The organism is Pseudomonas sp. LAMO17WK12:I1, from assembly GCF_900177315.1.
Classification (GTDB): domain Bacteria; phylum Pseudomonadota; class Gammaproteobacteria; order Pseudomonadales; family Pseudomonadaceae; genus Aquipseudomonas; species Aquipseudomonas marginalis.
In genome coordinates this window covers 79293-98497 of the sequence record NZ_FWZV01000019.1, presented here as the reverse complement: position 1 = coordinate 98497, position 19205 = coordinate 79293, and the positions used below count along the sequence as shown (strand labels likewise).

At 62.1% G+C, this 19205-nt stretch carries 19 protein-coding genes; 11 read left to right on the top strand and 8 right to left on the bottom strand.

From position 1 onward, the window contains the following. Window positions 1–31 precede the first annotated feature (31 nt). The 4 genes from B9N88_RS29135 to antA form a co-directional block, all read right to left on the bottom strand. Window positions 32–1435: an amino acid permease gene (locus B9N88_RS29135; protein ID WP_027607675.1), complete on the bottom strand. Its 1404-nt coding sequence runs from the start codon at window positions 1433–1435 to the stop codon at window positions 32–34. Between the two features lie 57 nt (window positions 1436–1492). After that, window positions 1493–2500, bottom strand: a complete 1008-nt coding sequence (antC, locus tag B9N88_RS29130) for an anthranilate 1,2-dioxygenase electron transfer component AntC (RefSeq protein WP_027607674.1) — start codon at window positions 2498–2500, stop codon at window positions 1493–1495. A gap of 82 nt (window positions 2501–2582) precedes the next feature. Next, window positions 2583–3074 carry an anthranilate 1,2-dioxygenase small subunit gene (antB, locus tag B9N88_RS29125; protein WP_027607673.1) on the bottom strand — a complete coding sequence of 164 codons (492 nt, stop codon included), beginning with the start codon at window positions 3072–3074 and terminating at the stop codon, window positions 2583–2585. After that, window positions 3074–4465 (bottom strand): anthranilate 1,2-dioxygenase large subunit, encoded by a 1392-nt coding sequence (gene antA, locus B9N88_RS29120; RefSeq protein WP_027607672.1) that lies wholly within the window; start codon window positions 4463–4465, stop codon window positions 3074–3076. Before antA ends, antB begins: the two co-directional genes overlap by 1 nt. 312 nt (window positions 4466–4777) lie before the next feature. Between antA and B9N88_RS29115 the strand changes: the two genes are divergently transcribed. Further along, window positions 4778–5770, top strand: coding sequence for an AraC family transcriptional regulator (locus B9N88_RS29115; protein ID WP_027607671.1), 993 nt, complete (start codon window positions 4778–4780; stop codon window positions 5768–5770). Between the two features lie 45 nt (window positions 5771–5815). On the opposite strand, the gene B9N88_RS29110 is transcribed toward B9N88_RS29115, so the two are convergent. Further along, a complete protein-coding gene (locus tag B9N88_RS29110; protein ID WP_027607670.1) occupies window positions 5816–6691 on the bottom strand; it encodes a LysR family transcriptional regulator in 876 nt (291 codons plus the stop codon). A 114-nt stretch (window positions 6692–6805) separates the two neighbouring features. On the opposite strand from B9N88_RS29110, the gene B9N88_RS29105 reads away from it, so the two are divergent. Genes B9N88_RS29105 through catA form a run of 3 tightly spaced genes read left to right on the top strand, consistent with a single transcriptional unit; the run spans window position 6806 to window position 9207 of the window. Further along, the gene (locus tag B9N88_RS29105) at window positions 6806–7933 is read left to right on the top strand and encodes a muconate cycloisomerase family protein (RefSeq protein ID WP_027607669.1); all 1128 of its coding nucleotides are present in this window, start codon (window positions 6806–6808) and stop codon (window positions 7931–7933) included. A gap of 12 nt (window positions 7934–7945) precedes the next feature. After that, the gene (catC, locus tag B9N88_RS29100) at window positions 7946–8236 is read left to right on the top strand and encodes a muconolactone Delta-isomerase (protein ID WP_027607668.1); all 291 of its coding nucleotides are present in this window, start codon (window positions 7946–7948) and stop codon (window positions 8234–8236) included. Window positions 8237–8277: 41 nt separating this feature from the next. After that, window positions 8278–9207 carry a catechol 1,2-dioxygenase gene (gene catA / locus B9N88_RS29095; RefSeq protein ID WP_027607667.1) on the top strand — a complete coding sequence of 310 codons (930 nt, stop codon included), beginning with the start codon at window positions 8278–8280 and terminating at the stop codon, window positions 9205–9207. A 58-nt stretch (window positions 9208–9265) separates the two neighbouring features. On the opposite strand, the gene B9N88_RS29090 is transcribed toward catA, so the two are convergent. Next, entirely contained in the window at window positions 9266–9739 is a 474-nt protein-coding gene (locus B9N88_RS29090) for an Lrp/AsnC family transcriptional regulator (protein ID WP_003176072.1), read from the bottom strand. 144 nt (window positions 9740–9883) lie between these two features. On the opposite strand from B9N88_RS29090, the gene kynU reads away from it, so the two are divergent. Together kynU and B9N88_RS29080 are read left to right on the top strand one after the other, a co-directional pair. After that, a complete protein-coding gene (kynU, locus tag B9N88_RS29085) occupies window positions 9884–11134 on the top strand; it encodes a kynureninase (RefSeq protein WP_027607666.1) in 1251 nt (416 codons plus the stop codon). 162 nt (window positions 11135–11296) lie between these two features. Next, entirely contained in the window at window positions 11297–12703 is a 1407-nt protein-coding gene (locus B9N88_RS29080) for an amino acid permease (protein ID WP_027607665.1), read from the top strand. Here the strand turns inward: B9N88_RS29080 and B9N88_RS29075 are convergent. Continuing rightward, window positions 12649–13545 (bottom strand): LysR substrate-binding domain-containing protein, encoded by an 897-nt coding sequence (locus tag B9N88_RS29075; RefSeq protein WP_027607664.1) that lies wholly within the window; start codon window positions 13543–13545, stop codon window positions 12649–12651. The two genes, B9N88_RS29080 and B9N88_RS29075, sit on opposite strands and share 55 nt — an antisense overlap. Before the next feature lie 107 nt (window positions 13546–13652). Between B9N88_RS29075 and B9N88_RS29070 the strand changes: the two genes are divergently transcribed. From B9N88_RS29070 to B9N88_RS29050, 5 genes are all read left to right on the top strand, one after another. Then, window positions 13653–14417 (top strand): sulfite exporter TauE/SafE family protein, encoded by a 765-nt coding sequence (locus B9N88_RS29070; protein ID WP_027607663.1) that lies wholly within the window; start codon window positions 13653–13655, stop codon window positions 14415–14417. A gap of 118 nt (window positions 14418–14535) precedes the next feature. After that, a complete protein-coding gene (locus B9N88_RS29065) occupies window positions 14536–15126 on the top strand; it encodes an NADPH:quinone oxidoreductase MdaB (protein ID WP_027607662.1) in 591 nt (196 codons plus the stop codon). 30 nt (window positions 15127–15156) lie between these two features. Beyond that, window positions 15157–16053: a LysR family transcriptional regulator gene (locus tag B9N88_RS29060; protein ID WP_027607661.1), complete on the top strand. Its 897-nt coding sequence runs from the start codon at window positions 15157–15159 to the stop codon at window positions 16051–16053. Between the two features lie 103 nt (window positions 16054–16156). Then, window positions 16157–17050: an NAD-dependent epimerase/dehydratase family protein gene (locus B9N88_RS29055; RefSeq protein ID WP_027607660.1), complete on the top strand. Its 894-nt coding sequence runs from the start codon at window positions 16157–16159 to the stop codon at window positions 17048–17050. Window positions 17051–17289: 239 nt separating this feature from the next. Next, window positions 17290–18735 (top strand): SulP family inorganic anion transporter, encoded by a 1446-nt coding sequence (locus B9N88_RS29050; RefSeq protein ID WP_027607659.1) that lies wholly within the window; start codon window positions 17290–17292, stop codon window positions 18733–18735. Window positions 18736–18737: 2 nt separating this feature from the next. On the opposite strand, the gene B9N88_RS29045 is transcribed toward B9N88_RS29050, so the two are convergent. Then, window positions 18738–19115, bottom strand: coding sequence for a lysozyme inhibitor LprI family protein (locus B9N88_RS29045; RefSeq protein ID WP_027607658.1), 378 nt, complete (start codon window positions 19113–19115; stop codon window positions 18738–18740). Window positions 19116–19205: the final 90 nt, after the last annotated feature.

The window sequence follows — 19205 nt, the reverse complement described above, 5'->3', positions numbered from 1 at the left end:
TATCGGGGGCAAGCCCCCTCCCACATGGATATTACTGCGCAGCGGCAACCGCTTTCGTCTTACTCACTCGCAACCGGTAGGCCACATAGATAACCCCCACCCAAACCGGCATCGCATACACCGACTCGCGAATCCCCGGGATCGCCAGCATCACGCTGATGATCATCAGCATGAACGCCAGGCACAGATAGTTGCTGAACGGGAACCAGAAGGTCTTGAACGACGGCGTCACGCCTTGCTCACCCATGGCCTTGCGGAACTTGATATGGGTGATGCTGATCAGCGCCCAGTTGATCATCAGCGAGGCAACCACCAGCGCGAACAGCAGCTCCAGGGCACTTTGCGGTGCCACGTAGTTGACCACCACGCACAGCATCGTCACCAGCGCCGAGATCGCCAGGGCCCGCAGCGGTACGCCTTGCTTGTTGAGCTTCATCAGCGCTTTCGGCGCATCGCCTTGCTCGGCCAGGCCGAACAGCATGCGGCTGTTGCAGTACACGCCGCTGTTGTACACCGACAGCGCCGCGGTCAGCACCACGAAGTTGAGGATGTGGGCGGCGGTGTCGTTGCCGATCAGCGAGAAGATCTGCACAAACGGGCTGCCGCTGTAGGCATCGCCCGACGCGCCGAGGGTTTGCAGCAGTTGATCCCATGGGTACAGCGACAGCAGCACGGTCAATGCGCCGACGTAGAAAATCAGGATCCGGTACACCACCTGGTTGATCGCCTTGGGGATCACCTTGCGTGGCTCGCTGGCCTCGGCAGCGGTGATACCCACCAGCTCCAGGCCGCCGAACGAGAACATGATGAAGGCCATGGACATCAACAGCCCCATGCCGCCATTCGGGAAGAATCCGCCGTGGCTCCACAGGTTGCTGACCGACGCTTGCGGGCCGCCGGTGCCGCTGAACAGCAGGTAGCAGCCGAGCACGATCATGCCGACAATCGCCACCACCTTGATGATCGCAAACCAGAACTCGGCTTCACCGAAGAACTTCACGTTAAGAGTGTTGATCAGGTTCACCGCGACAAAGAACACCAGGGCGCTGACCCAGGTCGGGATCTGCGGCCACCAGAACTGGATGTACTTGCCCACCGCAGTCAGCTCGGCCATGCCCACCAGCACGTAGAGCACCCAGTAGTTCCAGCCGGCCAGGAAGCCCGCGTAACCGCCCCAGTATTTGTGCGCGAAGTGGCTGAACGAGCCGGCCACCGGTTCTTCGACGATCATCTCGCCGAGCTGGCGCATGATCAGGAACGCGATGAAACCGGCGATCGCGTAGCCCAGGATCATCGACGGCCCCGCCGACTTGAGTACCCCGGCCGAACCGAGGAACAGCCCCGTGCCTATCGCCCCGCCCAAGGCGATCAACTGAATATGCCGGTTCTTCAGGCCACGCTTGAGGCCTGCCGGGTTAACCATGTCATCCGCCATTAACGTTCCCTTCTACTTGTTTTTCTCGGGGTAGAACCCCTCAGAAGTGCTGAGGAGTCAGATATTACTCTGGGTAAACTTTTCGTAATACAGCTGAACGCCATCAAGTGCCTGATCCGCCAGCCATTGTTGGATGGATTCGACCATTGGCGGAGGGCCGCACACGTACATATCCGCCAATCCGTCGCGCAATTCGGCCAGGTCGAAATGCTCGGTGAGGTAGCCGCGCTTGCCGGGCCATTCAGGCGCCGGTGCGCTCAGCACTTCGGTGTAGCGAAAACCGCGGATTGTCGAGGCGTATTGATGGATACGCTGCGCTTCACATAAGTCCTCGGCCCCGCGCACGCCGTAGTACAGGTGCACCGGCTGATCACAGCCCGTGGCGGCCAGTTCATCGAGCATGCCCAGTAACGCCGACAGTCCGGTGCCGCCGGCCACCAGCACCAGCGGTTTGCTGACATGGCGCAGGTAGAACGCACCCAGCGGCGCCTCCATCAGCAACCCATCGCCGACGTGGCAACGTTCCCGCAGGTAATTGCTCATCACCCCATCCGGCAGCAGGCGGATCAGGAATTGCAGCTGGTTGCCCGGCAGGTTGGCGAACGAGTAGGCACGCCAACAGTCGGTGCCGGGCACCGAGAGGCGCGCATATTGGCCCGGCAGGAAATCCAGCGCCGCGTCCAACCGCACGGTCAAGATCGCCGTACTGGCCGACACCTGCTGCACCTCGCTTACCGTGCCACGCACCTGCACCGGCCCCGGCGCATTGCACAGGCTCGAATCGAAGTCGAAGTAGAACGCCGCGTCGGACTTCACCCGGGTCTGGCAACTGAGCATCTTGCGCTGTTGCAGGTCGAGGCTGGAGAGGGCTTCCTCGTCCACATAGTCCTGGGTGTAGTCACCTGACTCACACCGGCCCTGGCAGGTGCCGCATACGCCTTCGCGGCAGTCCAGGGGGATCTTGATGCCATTGCGCAGTGCCGCATCCAACAGGATTTCATTTGTGCCCACCGGGAAAAACAGGGTCTTGCCGTCGGCAAAACTGAAGGCCACTTTGTGATTCATTCACGGAAACTCCACGCGTGTAGGGCTGGCACATCACCTGTGGTGAGGGAGCAAGCTCCCTCGCCACAAGATGTGATGTGCTTCAAAGGTGATAGAAATCCAGCACCGAATTGATGGTGTCGTTAAGCAGCAGCGCATGCTTGCGAGTGATCAGCCAACTGTCACCATGGGGCTTGAGGCGATAGGTGGCATGCCCGTAGAACTGCTCCGATGTGGCCAGCCGATAGAACAGCGTGTGCCAGTTCAACCGGACCTCCAGCGTGCCGTCCGCCTGCTCGGCAATGCGTACGTTGTTGATCAGGTGCAAGGTGCGCGGCATCGGTGTAGCGGACGCTGCCTTGCCGGTGCGCAGGCGGAACACGCGGTCCTCCAGGCCCGAACGATTGGCGTAGTAAATCAGCGACATCTCGCGCTTGGGGTCGCGGGTGTAGACGTGCTCCGAGTCCCATTGCGGCAGGTGGAATTCGCTGTGCGGGTCGAACAACTGCACATAGGCGTCCCAGTCCTGGGCGTCGCACAGCTCGGATTTACGGTAGAAAAACTGCTCGATCCGGTACTGCAATGGCGCATTCATCATTCCACCTCCCGCAGTGTCAGCGCTTGTTGGTCCAGGCCCTTGAGCAGGAAGTGCTGCCAGTTGCGGTGCTGGTTGACGTACAGGCCTTCATGGGTGAATTCGGTGCCGGTCATGGCCGGCGAGATGCCGATGGCTTCGCTGTTCGGCGTGGGGCCAGTCTCCCAGCGATGGCTGCCGCGTGAGATATCGCTCCAGCGTTCCAGGCGGCCCTGGAAACCACGCTGGGCTTCGCGAAACTCCACGAGGTCGTCCGGGGTGCCCATGCCCGAGACGTTGAAGAAGTCCTCGAACTGGCGAATACGGTTTTCGCGGTCGGCATCGGATTCGCCCTTCACCCCCAGGCACTGGCTGATGATCTCGGTCTTGTTCCACGCCACCGGGCGGATGATGCGCAGCTGCGAGCTGATCTGGTCGAGGAAGAACAGGCTCGGGTAGATATTCAGGTTGCGCAGGCGGTGCATCATCCACTCGGCCTTCTGCTGGCCGTGCTCTTGCACCAGGCGCGGCATGATGGTGGCGTAGCCGGAGCGCACGCTGGGGTTGGGCATGTCGCTGAACAGCACGCTGTGGCCATTGTTGAAGGCGAACCAGCCGTCATCGGTGTTGGCGTCGCCGGCGCCGAGCTTGCTGTAGTCCAGGGTGCTGGCGGACCCGCTGCCGTTCTCGGTATTCACCTGCTGGCGATGCTGCACCGTGGCCACGTAGTTGTAGTGCACGGTGCTGACGTGATACCCGTCCAGGCCGTTTTCGTTTTGCAGTTTCCAGTTGCCGTCGTAGGTGTAGGCCGACTTGCCCGGCAGCACCTCCAACTCACCGGTGGCCGACTGCGCGACCATCATGTCGAAGAACACTTTGGCATCGCCGAGGAAGTCGTCCAGGCTGTCACGGCCATTCACGTCCAGGCTGATGAAGACAAAACCCTTGTAGCTCTCGATGCGGGCCTTTTTCAGGCCGCGTGTTGCCTTGTCGAAACTTTCCGGATATTCCCCCGGCGCCTTGACCTTCACCAGCCGGCCATCGCTCTTGTAGCACCAGGCGTGGAACGGACAGGTGAAGGTGGACTGGTTGCCTTTGCCGACCCGGGTGAGGGTGGTGCCGCGATGCTGGCAGGCGTTGACCAGCGCATTGAGCCGGCCCTCGCCATCACGGGTAATGATCATCGGCTGGCGCCCGGCGCGCATCGTCACGAAGTCGTGGTTATTGGCCAGTTCGCTTTCATGGCAGGCGTAGATCCAGTTCTTCTCGAAGATCAACTCCATCTCAAGATCGAACAGTTCCGGCTCGGTGAACATGTCGCGGGCGATGCGGAACACGGCGTCTGCCGGGCGAAAATCCAGGCAGCTCTCGATAAAGCTTTTCCATTGCTCGACGCTTCTTGCACCACTCATGGGAGGCACCTTTTGATAATGGCTGAACAGGTGAGCCATTAGGAGGCTGCGACAAGGTGGCGGGCTATCCGCTTAATGGGGGAAGGTGGGCCGCAAAGTTGGGCAGCAAATACCCACGGCGGTGCGGGGCGGTGACGCAACGCGCCACTGTCCGGTGCGGCCAGGGGCGGCAAAACCTGTGGTTTATCCACATAGTCGGCCGTTGCTATCCACCCGGTTGCAATCGGGTCGGCGTGGCGTAGAACTTGCTGTGGAACCACAACGACGCGCCGCCAGAGCGCGCAACCGCCTGACCGCCGTGGGTGCACACTGATGAATAGTCCTACACGCGATATCCATGTCCAACGCTTCGACCTCGAAGGCGCCCGCAGCTGGATGTCCGGCATTTGCGGACCGCACCGCCTGGTGACGAGCACGCCCGAGCGCCTGCGCTTTCATCACAGTGCCAACGTGTTCAAGTCCCGGGCCACCACCCTGGGGGTGATCGAGTACGGCACCGACGTGACCATCGATATCGAAGACGCCGAGCACTTCAGCAGCTACAGCCTCACGCTGCCGTTGGTGGGGGAGCAGGAGCTGAGCAAGAACGGCCAACGCCTGAGTTCCAACCGCGACCAGGGCGTGATCATCGCGCCCAACGAGCACCAGGTGCTGGCGATTTCCGGCGATTGTCGCAAGTTGCAAGTGGTGATCACGCGGGCGGCGATGAGCGAGTCGCTGGAGGGCTTGCTGCAACGGCCGATCGAGGCGCCGCTGCAATTTGAACCGGTGATGGATGCGGTGGAGGGGGCGTCGGCGTCGTGGTGGCGCATGGCGCGCTACTTCATCGCGGAGCTGGAGCGCCGTAGCGAATTGTATGAACAGGCGGCGTTCACCCGTGACCTGGAAAGCTCATTGATCAAGGGCCTGATCCTCGCCCAGCCGAACAACTACTCGGAAGAACTGCGCGACGTATTGGGGGTGAAACTGCCCCATTACCTGATCCGTGCGCGCCAGTACATTCACGACAACGCCCGCGAGGCGCTGCACCTGGAAGACCTGGAAACTGCTGCCGGGGTGTCGCGGTTCAAGCTGTTCGATGCGTTTCGCAAGTACTTTGCCCTGTCACCCATGGCCTACCTGAAGAAGCACCGGCTGAGTGCGGTGCGCCAGGAAATCCTCGAGCATGGATCGATCCGTACCATCTCCGAGATCGCCTTCGGCTGGGGCTTTACCCACCTGGGGCGGTTCTCGGCGGAGTATCGGAAACTGTTCGATGAATCCCCCAGCCAGACGCTGCAACGCATGCGTATGCGCAGTACTTGAACCTGATGAAGATCAACCAGTGGGAGGGGCGGTGCCTGGGCGATTTCAGATCAGTTCTTCAACCAACTGCAGGCAATGACTGAGCCCCGGCGACTGATCATTTACCCGTCGGCTGAGAATGATCGGCGAGGTCGCCGTCGCTTCCACAACCGGCGTGTAGCCGATATCCGCGCGATGCAGCACCTGCACCGACGCCGGCACCAGTGTCACGCCCATGCCCGCACCGACCAGGCCGATGGCGGTCTGCAGTTCGTTGGTCCACTGCGCCACCTTGAGGCTCAGGCCGTGGGCGTCGAACAGTGCGATCACATGGTCGGCATAGCTGGGGCGCGGGTTGCCGGGGTAGAGCACAAACGGCTCGGCGGCCAGTTGGGCGAGGGTCGCGGGTGCATCGAGCAATGGGTGGCCGGCGGGCAGCACGGCCACCAACCGATCCTCCACCAGCACACGCTGGACGATGGCCGGGTCGTCGATGCGAATGCGCCCGAAGCCCACGTCGATACGTCCGGCCTTGAGCGCCTCGACCTGCTGCAAGGTGGTCATCTCCGACAACCCCAACTCCAGTTCCAACGCCTCATGGCTGCGCAACCGCCGGATCAATTCCGGCAGCACGCCATACAAGGTCGACGGCGCAAAGCCGATGCCCAGCCAGGTCTTCTCGCCCTGGCCGATGCGGCGGGTGTTGTCGCAGACCGTGGCCAATTGTTCGAGCAACACATTGGCGTGCTCATAGAAAAACCGCCCGGCCTCGGTCAGCCGCAGCGGTCGGCCACGCTCCAGCAGGATCACGCCCAATTCCTCTTCCAATTGCTGGATCTGCCGGCTCAACGGCGGCTGGGCGATGTGCAGGTGTTCGGCAGCACGGGTGAAGTTGAGGGTCTGCCCCAGCACCTGGAAGTAGCGCAGATGACGCAGTTCCATAACGGCTCCTTTCATACCTTGAGGGTATTGATCGAGACCAATTCTATATTGGAAGCCAGGAAGAATGCGGCACAGAATCGACGTAAATCTATAAAGAACCCAGCGGGTATTGCCATGCCGATTTGCGCCATCGAGTCGATCGAGACCATTATCGTCGACCTTCCCACCCTTCGCCCGCACAAGCTGGCGATGCACACCCTGCAAAACCAGACCCTGGTGATCATCCGCGTGCGCTGCGCCGACGGCATCGAAGGCATCGGTGAATCCACCACCATCGGCGGCCTGAGCTACGGCAACGAGAGCCCCGAGAGCATCAAGGTCAACATCGACCGTCACTTCGCCCCACTGCTGATTGGCCAGGACGCCAGCAATATCAACGCGGCCATGTTGCGCCTGGAGCGCAGCATTCGCGGCAACACCTTTGCCAAATCCGGTATCGAAAGCGCCTTGCTCGACGCCCTCGGCAAGCGCCTGAACCTGCCGGTCAGCGAACTGCTCGGTGGGCGTGTGCGCGATGCACTGCCGGTGGCCTGGACCCTCGCCAGCGGCAATACCGCCCAGGACATTGCCGAGGCCGAAAAGATGCTCGACCTGCGCCGCCACCGCATCTTCAAATTGAAGATCGGTGCCGGTGAAGTGGGCGAGGACCTGGCCCATGTCATCGCGATCAAACAGGCCCTGGGCGAACGTGCCAGCGTGCGCGTCGACGTCAACCAGGCCTGGGACGAAGCCGTGGCCCTGCGGGCGTGCAAGGTGCTCGGCGACCACGGCATCGACCTGATCGAACAGCCGATCTCGCGTAACAACCGTGGCGGCATGGCCCGGCTCAACCTGTCGAGCCCGGCGCCGATCATGGCCGACGAATCCATCGAGTGTGTCGAAGAGGCCTTCAACCTGGCCCGTGAAGGCGCGGCCTCGGTGTTCGCCCTGAAGATCGCCAAGAACGGCGGCCCCCGCGCGGTATTGCGCACCGCCGCGATTGCCGAGGCCGCCGGTATCGGCCTGTACGGCGGCACCATGCTGGAAGGGGGGATCGGCACCCTGGCGTCGGCGCATGCCTTCCTCACGCTGAACAGGCTGGCATGGGGTACCGAGTTGTTCGGCCCGCTGTTGCTGACCGAAGACATTCTTGCCGAGCCGCCGCTGTACCGCGATTTCCAGCTGCATGTCTCCCACTTGCCGGGCCTGGGCCTGGCCATCGATGAGGAGCGCCTGGCGTTCTTCCGTCGTGACGAACACTAAGAGGCGCCGCCCATGTTGTTCCACGTAAAAATGACCGTGAACCTGCCCGTCGACATGCACCCCGAGCGCGCCGCCAGCCTCAAGGCCGACGAAAAGGCCTTTGCCCAGCGTCTGCAGCACCAAGGCAAATGGCGCCACTTATGGCGCATCGCCGGGCTCTACGCCAACTACAGCGTGTTCGACGTCGACAGCGTGCAAGAGCTGCATGACCTGCTGATGCAACTGCCGCTTTACCCCTACATGGCCATCGAAGTGAATGCCCTGTGCCGGCACCCTTCGTCGATCCATGAAGACGACCGCTAGGCCGGTTTTCACCCTGATAACTACAAGATGAGGAACGCACCATGTCCATCCGACTGTCCCAGACTGCCCACGCCCAACGGTTTCTCGAAGAAGCCAGCGGCAACCTCACTGACGGCGGCAACCCGCGCGCCAAGGCGCTGATCTACCGGATCTTGCGCGATACGGTAAACATCATCGAAGACCTGGACGTGACCCCGGAAGAGTTCTGGAAGGCGGTCAACTACCTCAACGAACTGGGCAAGCACCAGGAGGCCGGACTGCTCGCCGCCGGGCTCGGCCTGGAGCATTACCTGGATATGCTGATGGACGCCGCCGACGAGGAAGCCGGCAAGTCCGGTGGTACCCCGCGCACCATCGAAGGCCCGCTGTATGTGGCCGGCGCGCCGCTGTCGAAGTACGAGGCGCGGCTGGACGATGGCAAGGACGACGCGGTGCCGCTGTTTATGCGCGGGCAGGTGCGCGACACCGACGGCAAGCCGTTGGCCGGGGCGATTGTCGATGTGTGGCAGGCCAATACCGGCGGTACGTATTCGTGGTTCGACCCGACGCAATCCGAATTCAACCTGCGTCGGCGTATCGAGACCGACGCCCAGGGCAACTACCGCTTTCGCAGCATCGTGCCGTCGGGCTACGGCTGCCCGCCGACCGGGCCGACCCAGCAGTTGCTCGATCAACTGGGGCGCCACGGGCAGCGCCCGGCGCATATCCACTTCTTTATCTCGGCGCCGGGGCATCGGCACCTGACCACCCAGATCAACCTGTCGGATGACCCGTACCTGCACGATGATTTTGCCTACGCGACGCGGGATGAGTTGATTGCCGAGATTCGCTTCAGTGACGATCAGCAACTGGCGCGGGAGTTTGGCGTGGAAGGGCGGTTTGCGCAGATTGATTTTGACTTTGAGTTGCAAACCGCCGCAGCGCCGGTAGAGCAAAAACGCATGCAGCGGGTTCGCGCCCTCGAAGACTAAATGCGGTCAAAAATGTGGGAGGGGGCTTGCCCCCCACATTTTACCGATGGCGCTGCTCCTATTTGCGTACCACCAGATCAAGCACCTCATCCCGATCCTTGATCTTCTGCAGCACAATCTCCGAGCGGATATCCATCACCCCCGCCGTGCGGTTCAGGTGGTTCACGATAAAGTCCGAAAAGTGCTTGAGGTTGCGTGCCTGCACCCGCAGCACATAGTTGCTGGCGCCGGTGATCACGTAGGCGCTGGCCACTTCCGGCCAGCCTTGCACCTTCTTGATAAACGTCTCATGCCAATCCTCCACATCCTGGCGCAATGACAGGTGGACGATGGCCTCCAGTTCAATCCCCAACTGCTCGGCATTCAACACCGCACGGTAGCCGCTGATAATCCCTTCGCTCTCCAGCAGGCGTAGACGACGCAGGCAGGCAGAGGGCGACAACGCGACTTTTTCCGCCAGTTCCTGGTTGCTGATACGGCCATCCTGTTGCAGGAAATGCAGGAGGCGCAGGTCGGTGGCGTCAAGGATCATGGTTAGAATAAATCCGCGTATTTAGGGGTTAAATTCGAATTTCCTACAGCTTAATTAGCCTGTTACCCACCACTTTGCACGAAAATTCTTTAAATCTTCGTTCATTATTTGCTGCATCCTCACTGACAAAAACCAGGACAGCCCATGACCCCTCGCAGCCATTGCCAAGCCCTCGACACCCAGGACCCGCTGGCGCCGCTACGTCAGCAGTTCGCCTTGCCGCAGGACGTTATCTACCTGGACGGCAACTCCCTCGGTGCGCGTCCGGTGGCGGCGTTGGCGCGGGCGCAGGCGGTCATCGCGCAAGAGTGGGGCAATGGCTTGATCCGCAGTTGGAACAGCGCCGGCTGGGCCGACTTGTCCCAGCGCCTGGGCAACCGCCTGGCGCCGCTGATCGGGGCGCGGGACGCAGAGGTGGTGATCACCGATACCACCTCGATCAACCTGTTCAAGGTGCTCAGCGCCGCCTTGAGCGTGCAGCGCCAACGTGAGCCGGCGCGCAAGGTGATCGTCAGCGAAGCGAGCAACTTCCCCACCGATTTGTACATCGCCCAGGGCCTCGCCGAGTTGCTGCAACAGGGCTATTCCCTGCGCCTGGTCAACAGCCCGGATGAACTGCCCCGGGCCATCGACGGCGACGTGGCGGTGGTGATGCTCACCCACGTCAACTACAAGACCGGCTACATGTACGACATGCAGGCGCTCACCGCCTTGAGCCATGAATGCGGCGCGCTGAGCATCTGGGACCTGGCGCATTCGGCCGGCGCGGTGCCCATCGACCTGCACGAGGCCGGTGCTGACTATGCGATTGGCTGCACTTACAAATACCTCAACGGCGGACCCGGTTCCCAGGCGTTCGTGTGGGTCAACCCGGCGTTGGTGGACCTGGTGCACCAGCCGCTGTCGGGCTGGTTCGGGCATACCCGGCAGTTCGCCATGGAATCCAGCTATGCGCCGAGTGCTGGCATCGCCCGCTACCTGTGCGGCACCCAGCCGATCACGTCGCTGGCGATGGTGGAATGCGGCCTGGAAGTTTTTGAACAGACCGACATGGCCCGCCTGCGCAGCAAATCCCTGGCGCTGACCGACCTGTTTATCGAGTTGGTCGAAAGCCGCTGCGCCGCCCACAACCTTGTGCTCATCACGCCGCGTGAACACGCTCGGCGTGGCAGCCATGTGAGCTTCGAACACCCGGAAGGCTATGCGGTGATCCAGGCCCTGATCGCACGTGGCGTGATCGGTGATTACCGCGAGCCGCGCATCATGCGTTTTGGGTTTACGCCGCTGTACACCAGCTTCAGCGAGGTGTGGGACGCGGTGGAAATCCTCGGTGAGATTCTCGACAACTGCACCTGGGACCAACCGCAATTCAAGGTCCGACATAGCGTTACCTGAATAAACGCCGGAGAAAATGTGGGAGGGGGCTTGCCCCCGATGGCGGTGTGTCAGTTACTTAAATTTTTGCTGATCCACCGCTATCGGGGGCAAGCCCCCTCCCACAGGGGATCTGTGACAACGGTTAGACAGTACAACCACAATAATAAAGGGGCACACCACGTGAGCACACCCGACCACGGCTTTGCCGAGATCACCCACCGCGAACTGGGCCTGAGGCGCCAGCTCACTTCCGGCCAGATGAGCATGATCGCCATCGGTGGCGCCATCGGCACCGGGCTGTTCATGGGCAGCGCCTATGCCATCGGCTACGCCGGGCCCAGCGTGCTGGTGAGCTACGCGATCGGCGCGTTGATCACCTTGCTGCTGATGGGCTGCCTGGCCGAGATGACGGTGGCCCATTCCACCTCGGGCTCTTTCGGCGCCTATGCCGAGTTCTACATCAGCCCGCTGGCCGGGTTTCTGGTGCGTTATGCCTACTGGGCGGCGATTGTGCTGGCGGTGGGGGCCGAGGTCACGGCGGTGGCGATGTACATGAAGTACTGGTTCGCCCACGTGCCGGAATGGGTGTGGATCGTGTCGTTTTCCAGCGTGCTGATCCTGCTCAACGCCATCAGCGTCAAGACTTTCGGCAACTTCGAATACTGGTTTTCGACGATCAAGATCAGCGCCATCGTCGGCTTCATCATCCTCGCGGTGTACGTGGTGTTCGGCTCCGGCAACCCACAATACGGGGTGCAGAACTACACGGCCCACGACGGGTTTTTCCCCCATGGCGTGAGCGGCATGTGGATTGCCGTGATCGTGTCGATCTTCAGCTACTTGAGCGTCGAGATGATCGCCGTGGCCGCCGGTGAAGCGGCGGACCCGGAGCAGGCCGTGAAGAAAGCCTTTCGCGCGACCATCGTGCGGCTGGTGGTGTTTTACCTGCTGACCCTGGCGCTGATGCTCGCCATCGTGCCGTGGAACCAGGCCGGCCAGGCCCAGAGCCCGTTCGTCACGGTGATGCAGACCATCGGCATTCCCGGCGCCACCGGGGTGATGAATTTCGTGATCCTGATCGCGGCCTTGTCGGCGATGAACAGCCAGCTCTACATCACCACGCGCATGATGTTCAGCCTGTCCCGCGCCGGCTTTGCGCCCAGGTCCATGGGGGCCTTGAGCAAGAGCGGCATTCCGCTCAATGCCTTGCTGTTGTCCAGCTCGGGCATCGCCCTGGCGACGCTGTTGAACCTGGTGTACCCGGAAAGTTCGTTCACCCTGATGATGGCGATCTCGATGTTTGGCGCGATCTTCACCTGGTTCATGATCTTCCTCACGCACCTGTTCTTCCGGCGCTATCGCAAGCGTCATGGCGGCGCGAAGCTGTCGTTCCAGTTGCGCCTGTTTCCCTACAGCACGTTATTGGGGTTGGTGCTGATGGGCGCGGTGATGATCACCACGTACTTCACCGAAGCGTTCAAGATGACCCTGGTGTTTGGCGTGCCGTTCCTGCTGATCCTGTCGGCGGTGTATTACGGGTTTTTCCGCAAGGGCAGGACCAAGGCATCGAACAAGGCCCTGGCGTAACCCGGCAATTGTTCGAACGAACGCGCGCATAACAGCAGCGTTCGGCAAGCCCACTCTTCCTGCAACGGTTGGGCGATGAAGCGGCGCGGCGCTGGCCAGCGCGCCAACGCCGCCAGGGGCACGATGCCCAGGCCGGCGCCGCGGGCCACCATGCGAATCAGCCCGTCAAAACCCTCGGCGCGGATACGCGTCTGCACACGAAAGCCCGCGTGCAGTGCCTGTTCTTCCAGGTACACCGCGAGGGCGCTGGCGGCGGCCAGACCCACGTAGTCGTATTGCAGGCTGTCGACAAAGCTCACCGTGCCGCCCGCCAGGGGATGGTCGTGCGGCATGATCAGCGCCAGCGGGTCGTCGCGAAAGGGCAAGGTCTGCAAGCCGTGGGTGTCCACGGCGTCGGAGATGATCCCCAACTCCGCCGTGCCCTGGCGCAAGGCCTGGGTGATGCGCAGGCTGGGCAATTCCTGCAGGTCGATATCGAGGTTGGGGTGTTCGCGCAGAAAGTCCGCGAGCAGTTCCGGCAGGTATTCGCTGAGCGCAGTGGTGTTGCACAGCAGGCGCACCTGGCCTTTGACGCCGTTGGCGTATTCCGCCAGGTCCTGTTGCAGGTGCTCGGCCTGTTGCAACAACAGGCGGGCGTGACGGGCCAGGGCTTTGCCCGCCGGTGTGGGGGTGACGCCGCGACGTCCACGCTGGAGAAACTCGATGCCCAACGACGCCTCCATCGCCCGGATGCGGGCACTGGCGGCGGCCAGGGATAAATGGCTGCGGGCCGCGCCGGCGGTGATGTTGCCGGTGTCGAGGGTGTGCAGGTAGAGGCGCAGGTCGATCAGGTCAAAGTGCATGGCTGATGGCTCGAGGGAGTGGACGGGCCTCAGGATCACGCAAAACAAGAGGCTGCCTCAGTATATGGCGAATTTTCGAGCGCATCGAAAAGTCGCACACTCTGCCCATGAATACCTTCCTCGCGTTTTACCAGAACCTCGGCCCCGCCCTTACCTTGCTGGTGATCGGCACCTTCCTGCTGGCCGGTACGGTCAAGGGGGTTATCGGCCTGGGCCTGCCCACCGTCGCCATGGGCATGCTCGGCCTGGCTATGCTACCGGCGCAGGCAGCGGCATTACTGATCATCCCTTCGACCGTCACCAACCTGTGGCAATTGGCATTCGGCGGGCACCTGAGTGCGTTGCTCCGGCGGCTATGGCCGATGTTGCTGCTGATTTTCCTCGGCACCGGGCTGGGCACGGTGTGGCTGGGGATGGACGGCGGGCAATGGGTGGTGCGCGCACTGGGCGCCGCTTTGCTGGTGTATGCACTGAGCGGACTGTTCCTGCCCACGTTCAAGGTCAAGGCCCGGACCGAGCGTTGGCTGGGACCGGTGTGCGGGCTGATCACCGGCCTTATCACCTCGGCCACCGGTGTGTTTGTGATTCCTGCCGTGCCATACCTGCAGGCGCTGGGATTGAACCGCGATCAACTGGTGCAGGCGTTGGGGTTGTCGTTCACGGTATCGACCCTGGCCCTGGCCGCCGGTCTGGCCTGGCGCGGCACCTTGGGCGCTGGCGCAATCAACGCCTCGTTGCTGGCCTTGGTGCCGGCGCTGCTGGGCATGTGGCTGGGCCAGGTGGTGCGCCAGCGCATCAGTGCGGTGCTGTTCAAGCGGGTATTTTTTATCGGCATGGCACTGCTGGGCGGGCATTTGCTGATCGGCGGTTAACAATTAGCGATCCATTCGTTCCTTGTGGTCAAAGGTATTTTGCCCGGTGGCCGCTTATTCCGAAGGGCCGAGGTGGATAGTCTGCGTCCGGACATTTTCAACCTTCTGGATGCCTCCCATGAAAAAAGTACTCCTGCTCAACGGCGGTAAAAAATTCGCCCACTCCGACGGCCGCTATAACGCCACCCTGCATGACACCGCCTTGGCGGTGTTGGACCGAGGCGGTATCGACGTCAAGGTCACCCATATCGACGAAGGCTACGACGTGGCCGAAGAGGTCGCCAAATTCCTCTGGGCCGATGTGATCATCTACCAGATGCCCGGGTGGTGGATGGGCGCGCCCTGGATCGTCAAGAAGTACATCGACGAAGTCTTCACCGAAGGCCACGGCAGCCTGTATGCCAGCGATGGTCGCACCCGTTCCGACGCCTCGCAGAAATACGGCAGCGGTGGCCTGGTCCAGGGCAAGCACTACATGCTGTCACTGACCTGGAATGCACCGCAGCAAGCCTTCGACGATCCGACCGACTTCTTCGAAGCCAAGGGCGTGGATGCGGTGTACTTCCCGTTCCACAAAGCCAACGAGTTCCTCGGCATGACCGGCCTGCCGACCTTCCTGTGCGTGGACGTGATGAAACGCCCGGCCATCGAGGTGGATGTGGCGCGCTACGAACAGCATCTGGCGCGGGTGTTCAACCTCTCGGTGTAAGCTGCGGTACACCGATAACGAGGACCGCCCGTGAAAGCCCGATCCGATGAGCTACAGATCTTCGTCAGCGTGATTGAGTGCGGCTCGATTTCCGCCGCCGCGGAGCAGGTCGGGCAGACGCCGTCGGCGGTCAGCCGCACCCTGTCGCGCCTGGAAGCCAAGCTTGAGACCACGCTGATCAACCGCACCACGCGTCGCATGGACCTGACCGAGGAGGGCAAGTACTTCTTCGAGCAGGCCAAGCTGATCCTGGCGCAGATGGACGAGCTGGAAGAGCGCCTGTCGTCACGCCAGAAAAACCCCGCCGGGCGCCTGCGCATCAATGCCGCCGTGCCGTTCATGCTGCATGGGATCGTGCCCTACATCGCCGAATTCCGCCGTTTGTACCCGCAGATCCAACTGGAGCTGAACAGCGATGACCTGATCATCGACCTGCTGGAACAGAGCACCGATATTGCGATTCGCATCGGTGCCCTGGCCGACTCCACCCTGCATGCGCGATCCTTGGGCTGTACGCCGCTGCATATCCTCGCCAGCCCCGACTACCTCAAGCAGTACGGCACGCCGACGACCGTCGCCGAGTTGGCTGACCATGCCCTGCTGGGCTTTACCCAGACCGAAACCCTCAACCACTGGCCGCTGCGCCATGTGGAAGGTGACCGCTGGCTGATCGAGCCCAGCGTGGCCGCGTCCAGTGGTGAAACCCTGCGCCAGTTGGCGTTGGAAGGGCAGGGCATTTGTTGCCTGTCGAACTTCATGACCGTCGAAGACATCAATGCCGGGCGCCTGGTGCCGGTGCTGGAGGCGTTCAACAGCGGGTATCGCCAACCGATCCACGCGGTGTTCTACCGCAACTCGCAATTGGCGCTGCGCATCCAGTGCTTCCTGGACTTTATCCAGGCCAAGCTGGCGCGGTATGCCTGCTGATTCGTGACCCTCACGCAAGAGTGAATTGGGCGGTGCGGGCTTATTCGTCAGGGATGAGTCCGTAACAATGGACCCATCACTTACCCCGTCAGGAGCACTCTCCATGAACGTATTCATTACCGGCGCAGCCGGTTTTATCGGCGGTTCCATCGCCACCGGCCTGGTCAAGGCCGGTCACACGGTTACCGGCCTGGTACGCAGCGCCGGGCAAGCGGCAGAAATGACCGCCCTGGGCATCAACCCGGTGATCGGTACCCTCGACGATGCTGCTGTGTTGACCGAGCAAGCGCACAAAGCCGATGCAGTGATCAATGCCGCGAGCAGCGACCATCGTGCCGCGGTGGAAATCCTGCTGGCCGCACTGAAAGGTTCGGACAAGCCATGCCTGCACACCAGCGGTTCGAGCATCGTGGGGGATGCGTCGGGCGGTAAGTCCAGCGATGTCATCTATTTCGAAGACAGCCTGCCGGAGCCGACCGTCGACAAGGCTGCCCGCGTGGCCATCGACAACCTGATCCTGGCGGCCGCAAAAGACGGCGTGAACTCAGCAGTGATCTGCAACACCCTGATCTACGGCCACAGCCTCGGTGTGAAGCGCGACAGCGTGCAACTGCCGCGCTTGCTCAAGCAGGCACGCAAGAGCGGCGTGGTGCGCCATGTGGGCACCGGGCAGAACATCTGGTCCAACGTGCACATTGAAGACGTGGTGGCGCTGTACCTGCTGGCACTGACCCGCAACGTGCCGGGCACCTTCTACTTTGTGGAAAGCGGCGAGGCCTCGTTTATCGACATGACCACGGCGATTGCCCAAGCCCTGAACCTGGGCCGGCCGCAGGATTGGCCATTGGCCGAGGCTGAGGCCGAGTGGGGCTATGAAATGGCCAACTATGGCCTGGGCTCCAACAGCCGCGTGCGTGGCAGGCATGCCCGCGAGTTGCTGGGCTGGGCGCCGAAGCGTACGTCGGTGGTGGAGTGGATTCGTCAGGAGATGGTCTAAGTTTTCCGCCGTTTAGTTGTGGCCAGCGGGCCTGCCCGCGTCGGGCTGCGAAGCGGCCCCCTGTCAGTAATCGCATACATTCAGACAGAAATACGGTGAATGGTTTTGGGGCTGCTTCGCAGCTCAACGCGGGGCAAGCCCGCTCACTACAGGGTGTGTGCTTGCCTTAAAAATCTGGCCCCACCGCGCTCAATTCCGTACCATTCCCCGCCTTATCCCCCGCAATGCCCTGGTACCTCATGAACCTCACCCGTCTGCGCGCCGATGCCCTGGCCGGCCTCACCACGTCTTTCGCGCTGCTGCCCGAGTGCATCGCCTTTGCCCTGGTGGCTCACCTCAACCCGCTGATGGGGCTGTACGGCGCCTTTATCATTTGCACCCTCACCGCCTTGTTCGGCGGCCGGCCGGGCATGGTGTCCGGGGCGGCAGGCTCGATGGCGGTGGTGATCGTCGCGCTGGTGGTGCAGCACGGCGTGGAATACCTGCTGGCCACGGTGCTGCTGGGCGGGCTGATCATGGTTGCGTTCGGCCTGTTGCGCCTGGGCAAGCTGGTGCGCATGGTGCCGCACCCGGTGATGCTGGGGTTCGTCAACGGCCTGGCGATCATCATTGCCCTGGCCCAGTTGGAACATTTCAAAAACGGTGAACGCTGGCTCAGTGGCATGCCGTTGTACGTGATGACGGGCCTGGTGCTGGTGACCATGGCCATCGTCTACCTGCTGCCGCGCATCACCCGTGCGGTGCCGCCGGCCCTGGTGGCGATCCTTGGCGTGGGCCTGGCCGTGTACCTGCTCGGCCTGCCGACCCGTACCCTCGGCGACATGGCCCACATCGCCGGCGGCCTGCCGACCTTCGCGCTGCCGCAGATCCCCTGGACCCTGGAAACCCTCGGCATCATCGCCCCTTATGCGTTCCTGATGGCCATGGTCGGCCTGCTGGAAACCCTGCTGACCCTGAACCTCACCGACGAAATCACCGAGACCCGTGGCTATCCTGACCGCGAGAGCGTGGCCCTGGGCGCGGCGAATATGCTCTCGGGCCTGTTCGGCGGCATGGGCGGTTGCGCGATGATCGGGCAAACCGTGATCAACCTCAGCTCCGGCGGGCGCGGACGTTTCTCCGGGGTGTTCGCCGGGGTGATGATCCTGCTGTTTATTTTGTTTCTGTCACCGCTGATCGAGCGGATCCCGCTGGCGGCGCTGGTGGGGGTGATGTTCGTGGTGTCCCAGCAGACCTTCGCCTGGGCGTCCCTGCGGGTGATCAACAAGGTGCCGCTCAATGATGTGCTGGTGATCATCGCAGTGACCGTGATCACGGTGTTCACCGACCTGGCCACCGCCGTGCTGTGCGGCATCGTGATCGCAGCACTGAACTTTGCCTGGCAACAGGCCCGTGAGCTGTACGCCGATGCGCATTTGGAAGCGGATGGCAGCAAGCTCTATCGCCTGCACGGCACGCTGTTCTTTGCCTCGACGACGCCGTTCCTGAATCAGTTCGACCCGGCCAACGACCCCGCCCAGGTGACGCTGGATTGTCGTCACCTGAGCTTTGTCGACTACTCGGCGATTGCCGCGCTGATGACCCTGCGCGAGCGCTACAGCAAGGCCGGCAAGCATTTGCGCGTGCTGCATTTGTCCGAACGCTGCAAGAAGCTGCTCAAGCGTGCGAGGGTGCATCACGACTGATTTTATGGCCCGACCAGGTCTTCCAGTTCCTGGGCGCGGGTCTGGGTCATGTCCAGCACGCAGCCGGTGCCGTTGACCTGGTCGATGGTGCCGCCAGTAGCCGAGCCGGCGAAGGCACAATTGGCGTCACGGTACTTGATCCACAGGCGCTGCAGGTCCTGCAGTTGCTGCCTGCGGTTGCCTTCCTGGGCGGCGAGGGCGGTTTTGTAGGCTTTGTTCAGGCGCGTGTCCTGCACCTTGGTTTCCTTGACGTTGCAGCTGACCATGTCGGCAGTGGTGTTGGCGCCGTCCATGCATTTTTTCAGCGCCGGGTTGTCGGCGGCGGCAGTGCCGCACACGGCGAGAAGCAGGGCGCCGGCGGCGAGTGTCGTACGAATCATGCTCGATTTTCCTGGCAACGGTGGATGTGCATTCTATGACTCAAGGGTATTCGTTGAGTTTCCAGCCTTCTCTGATCTTCATGTAAGAAC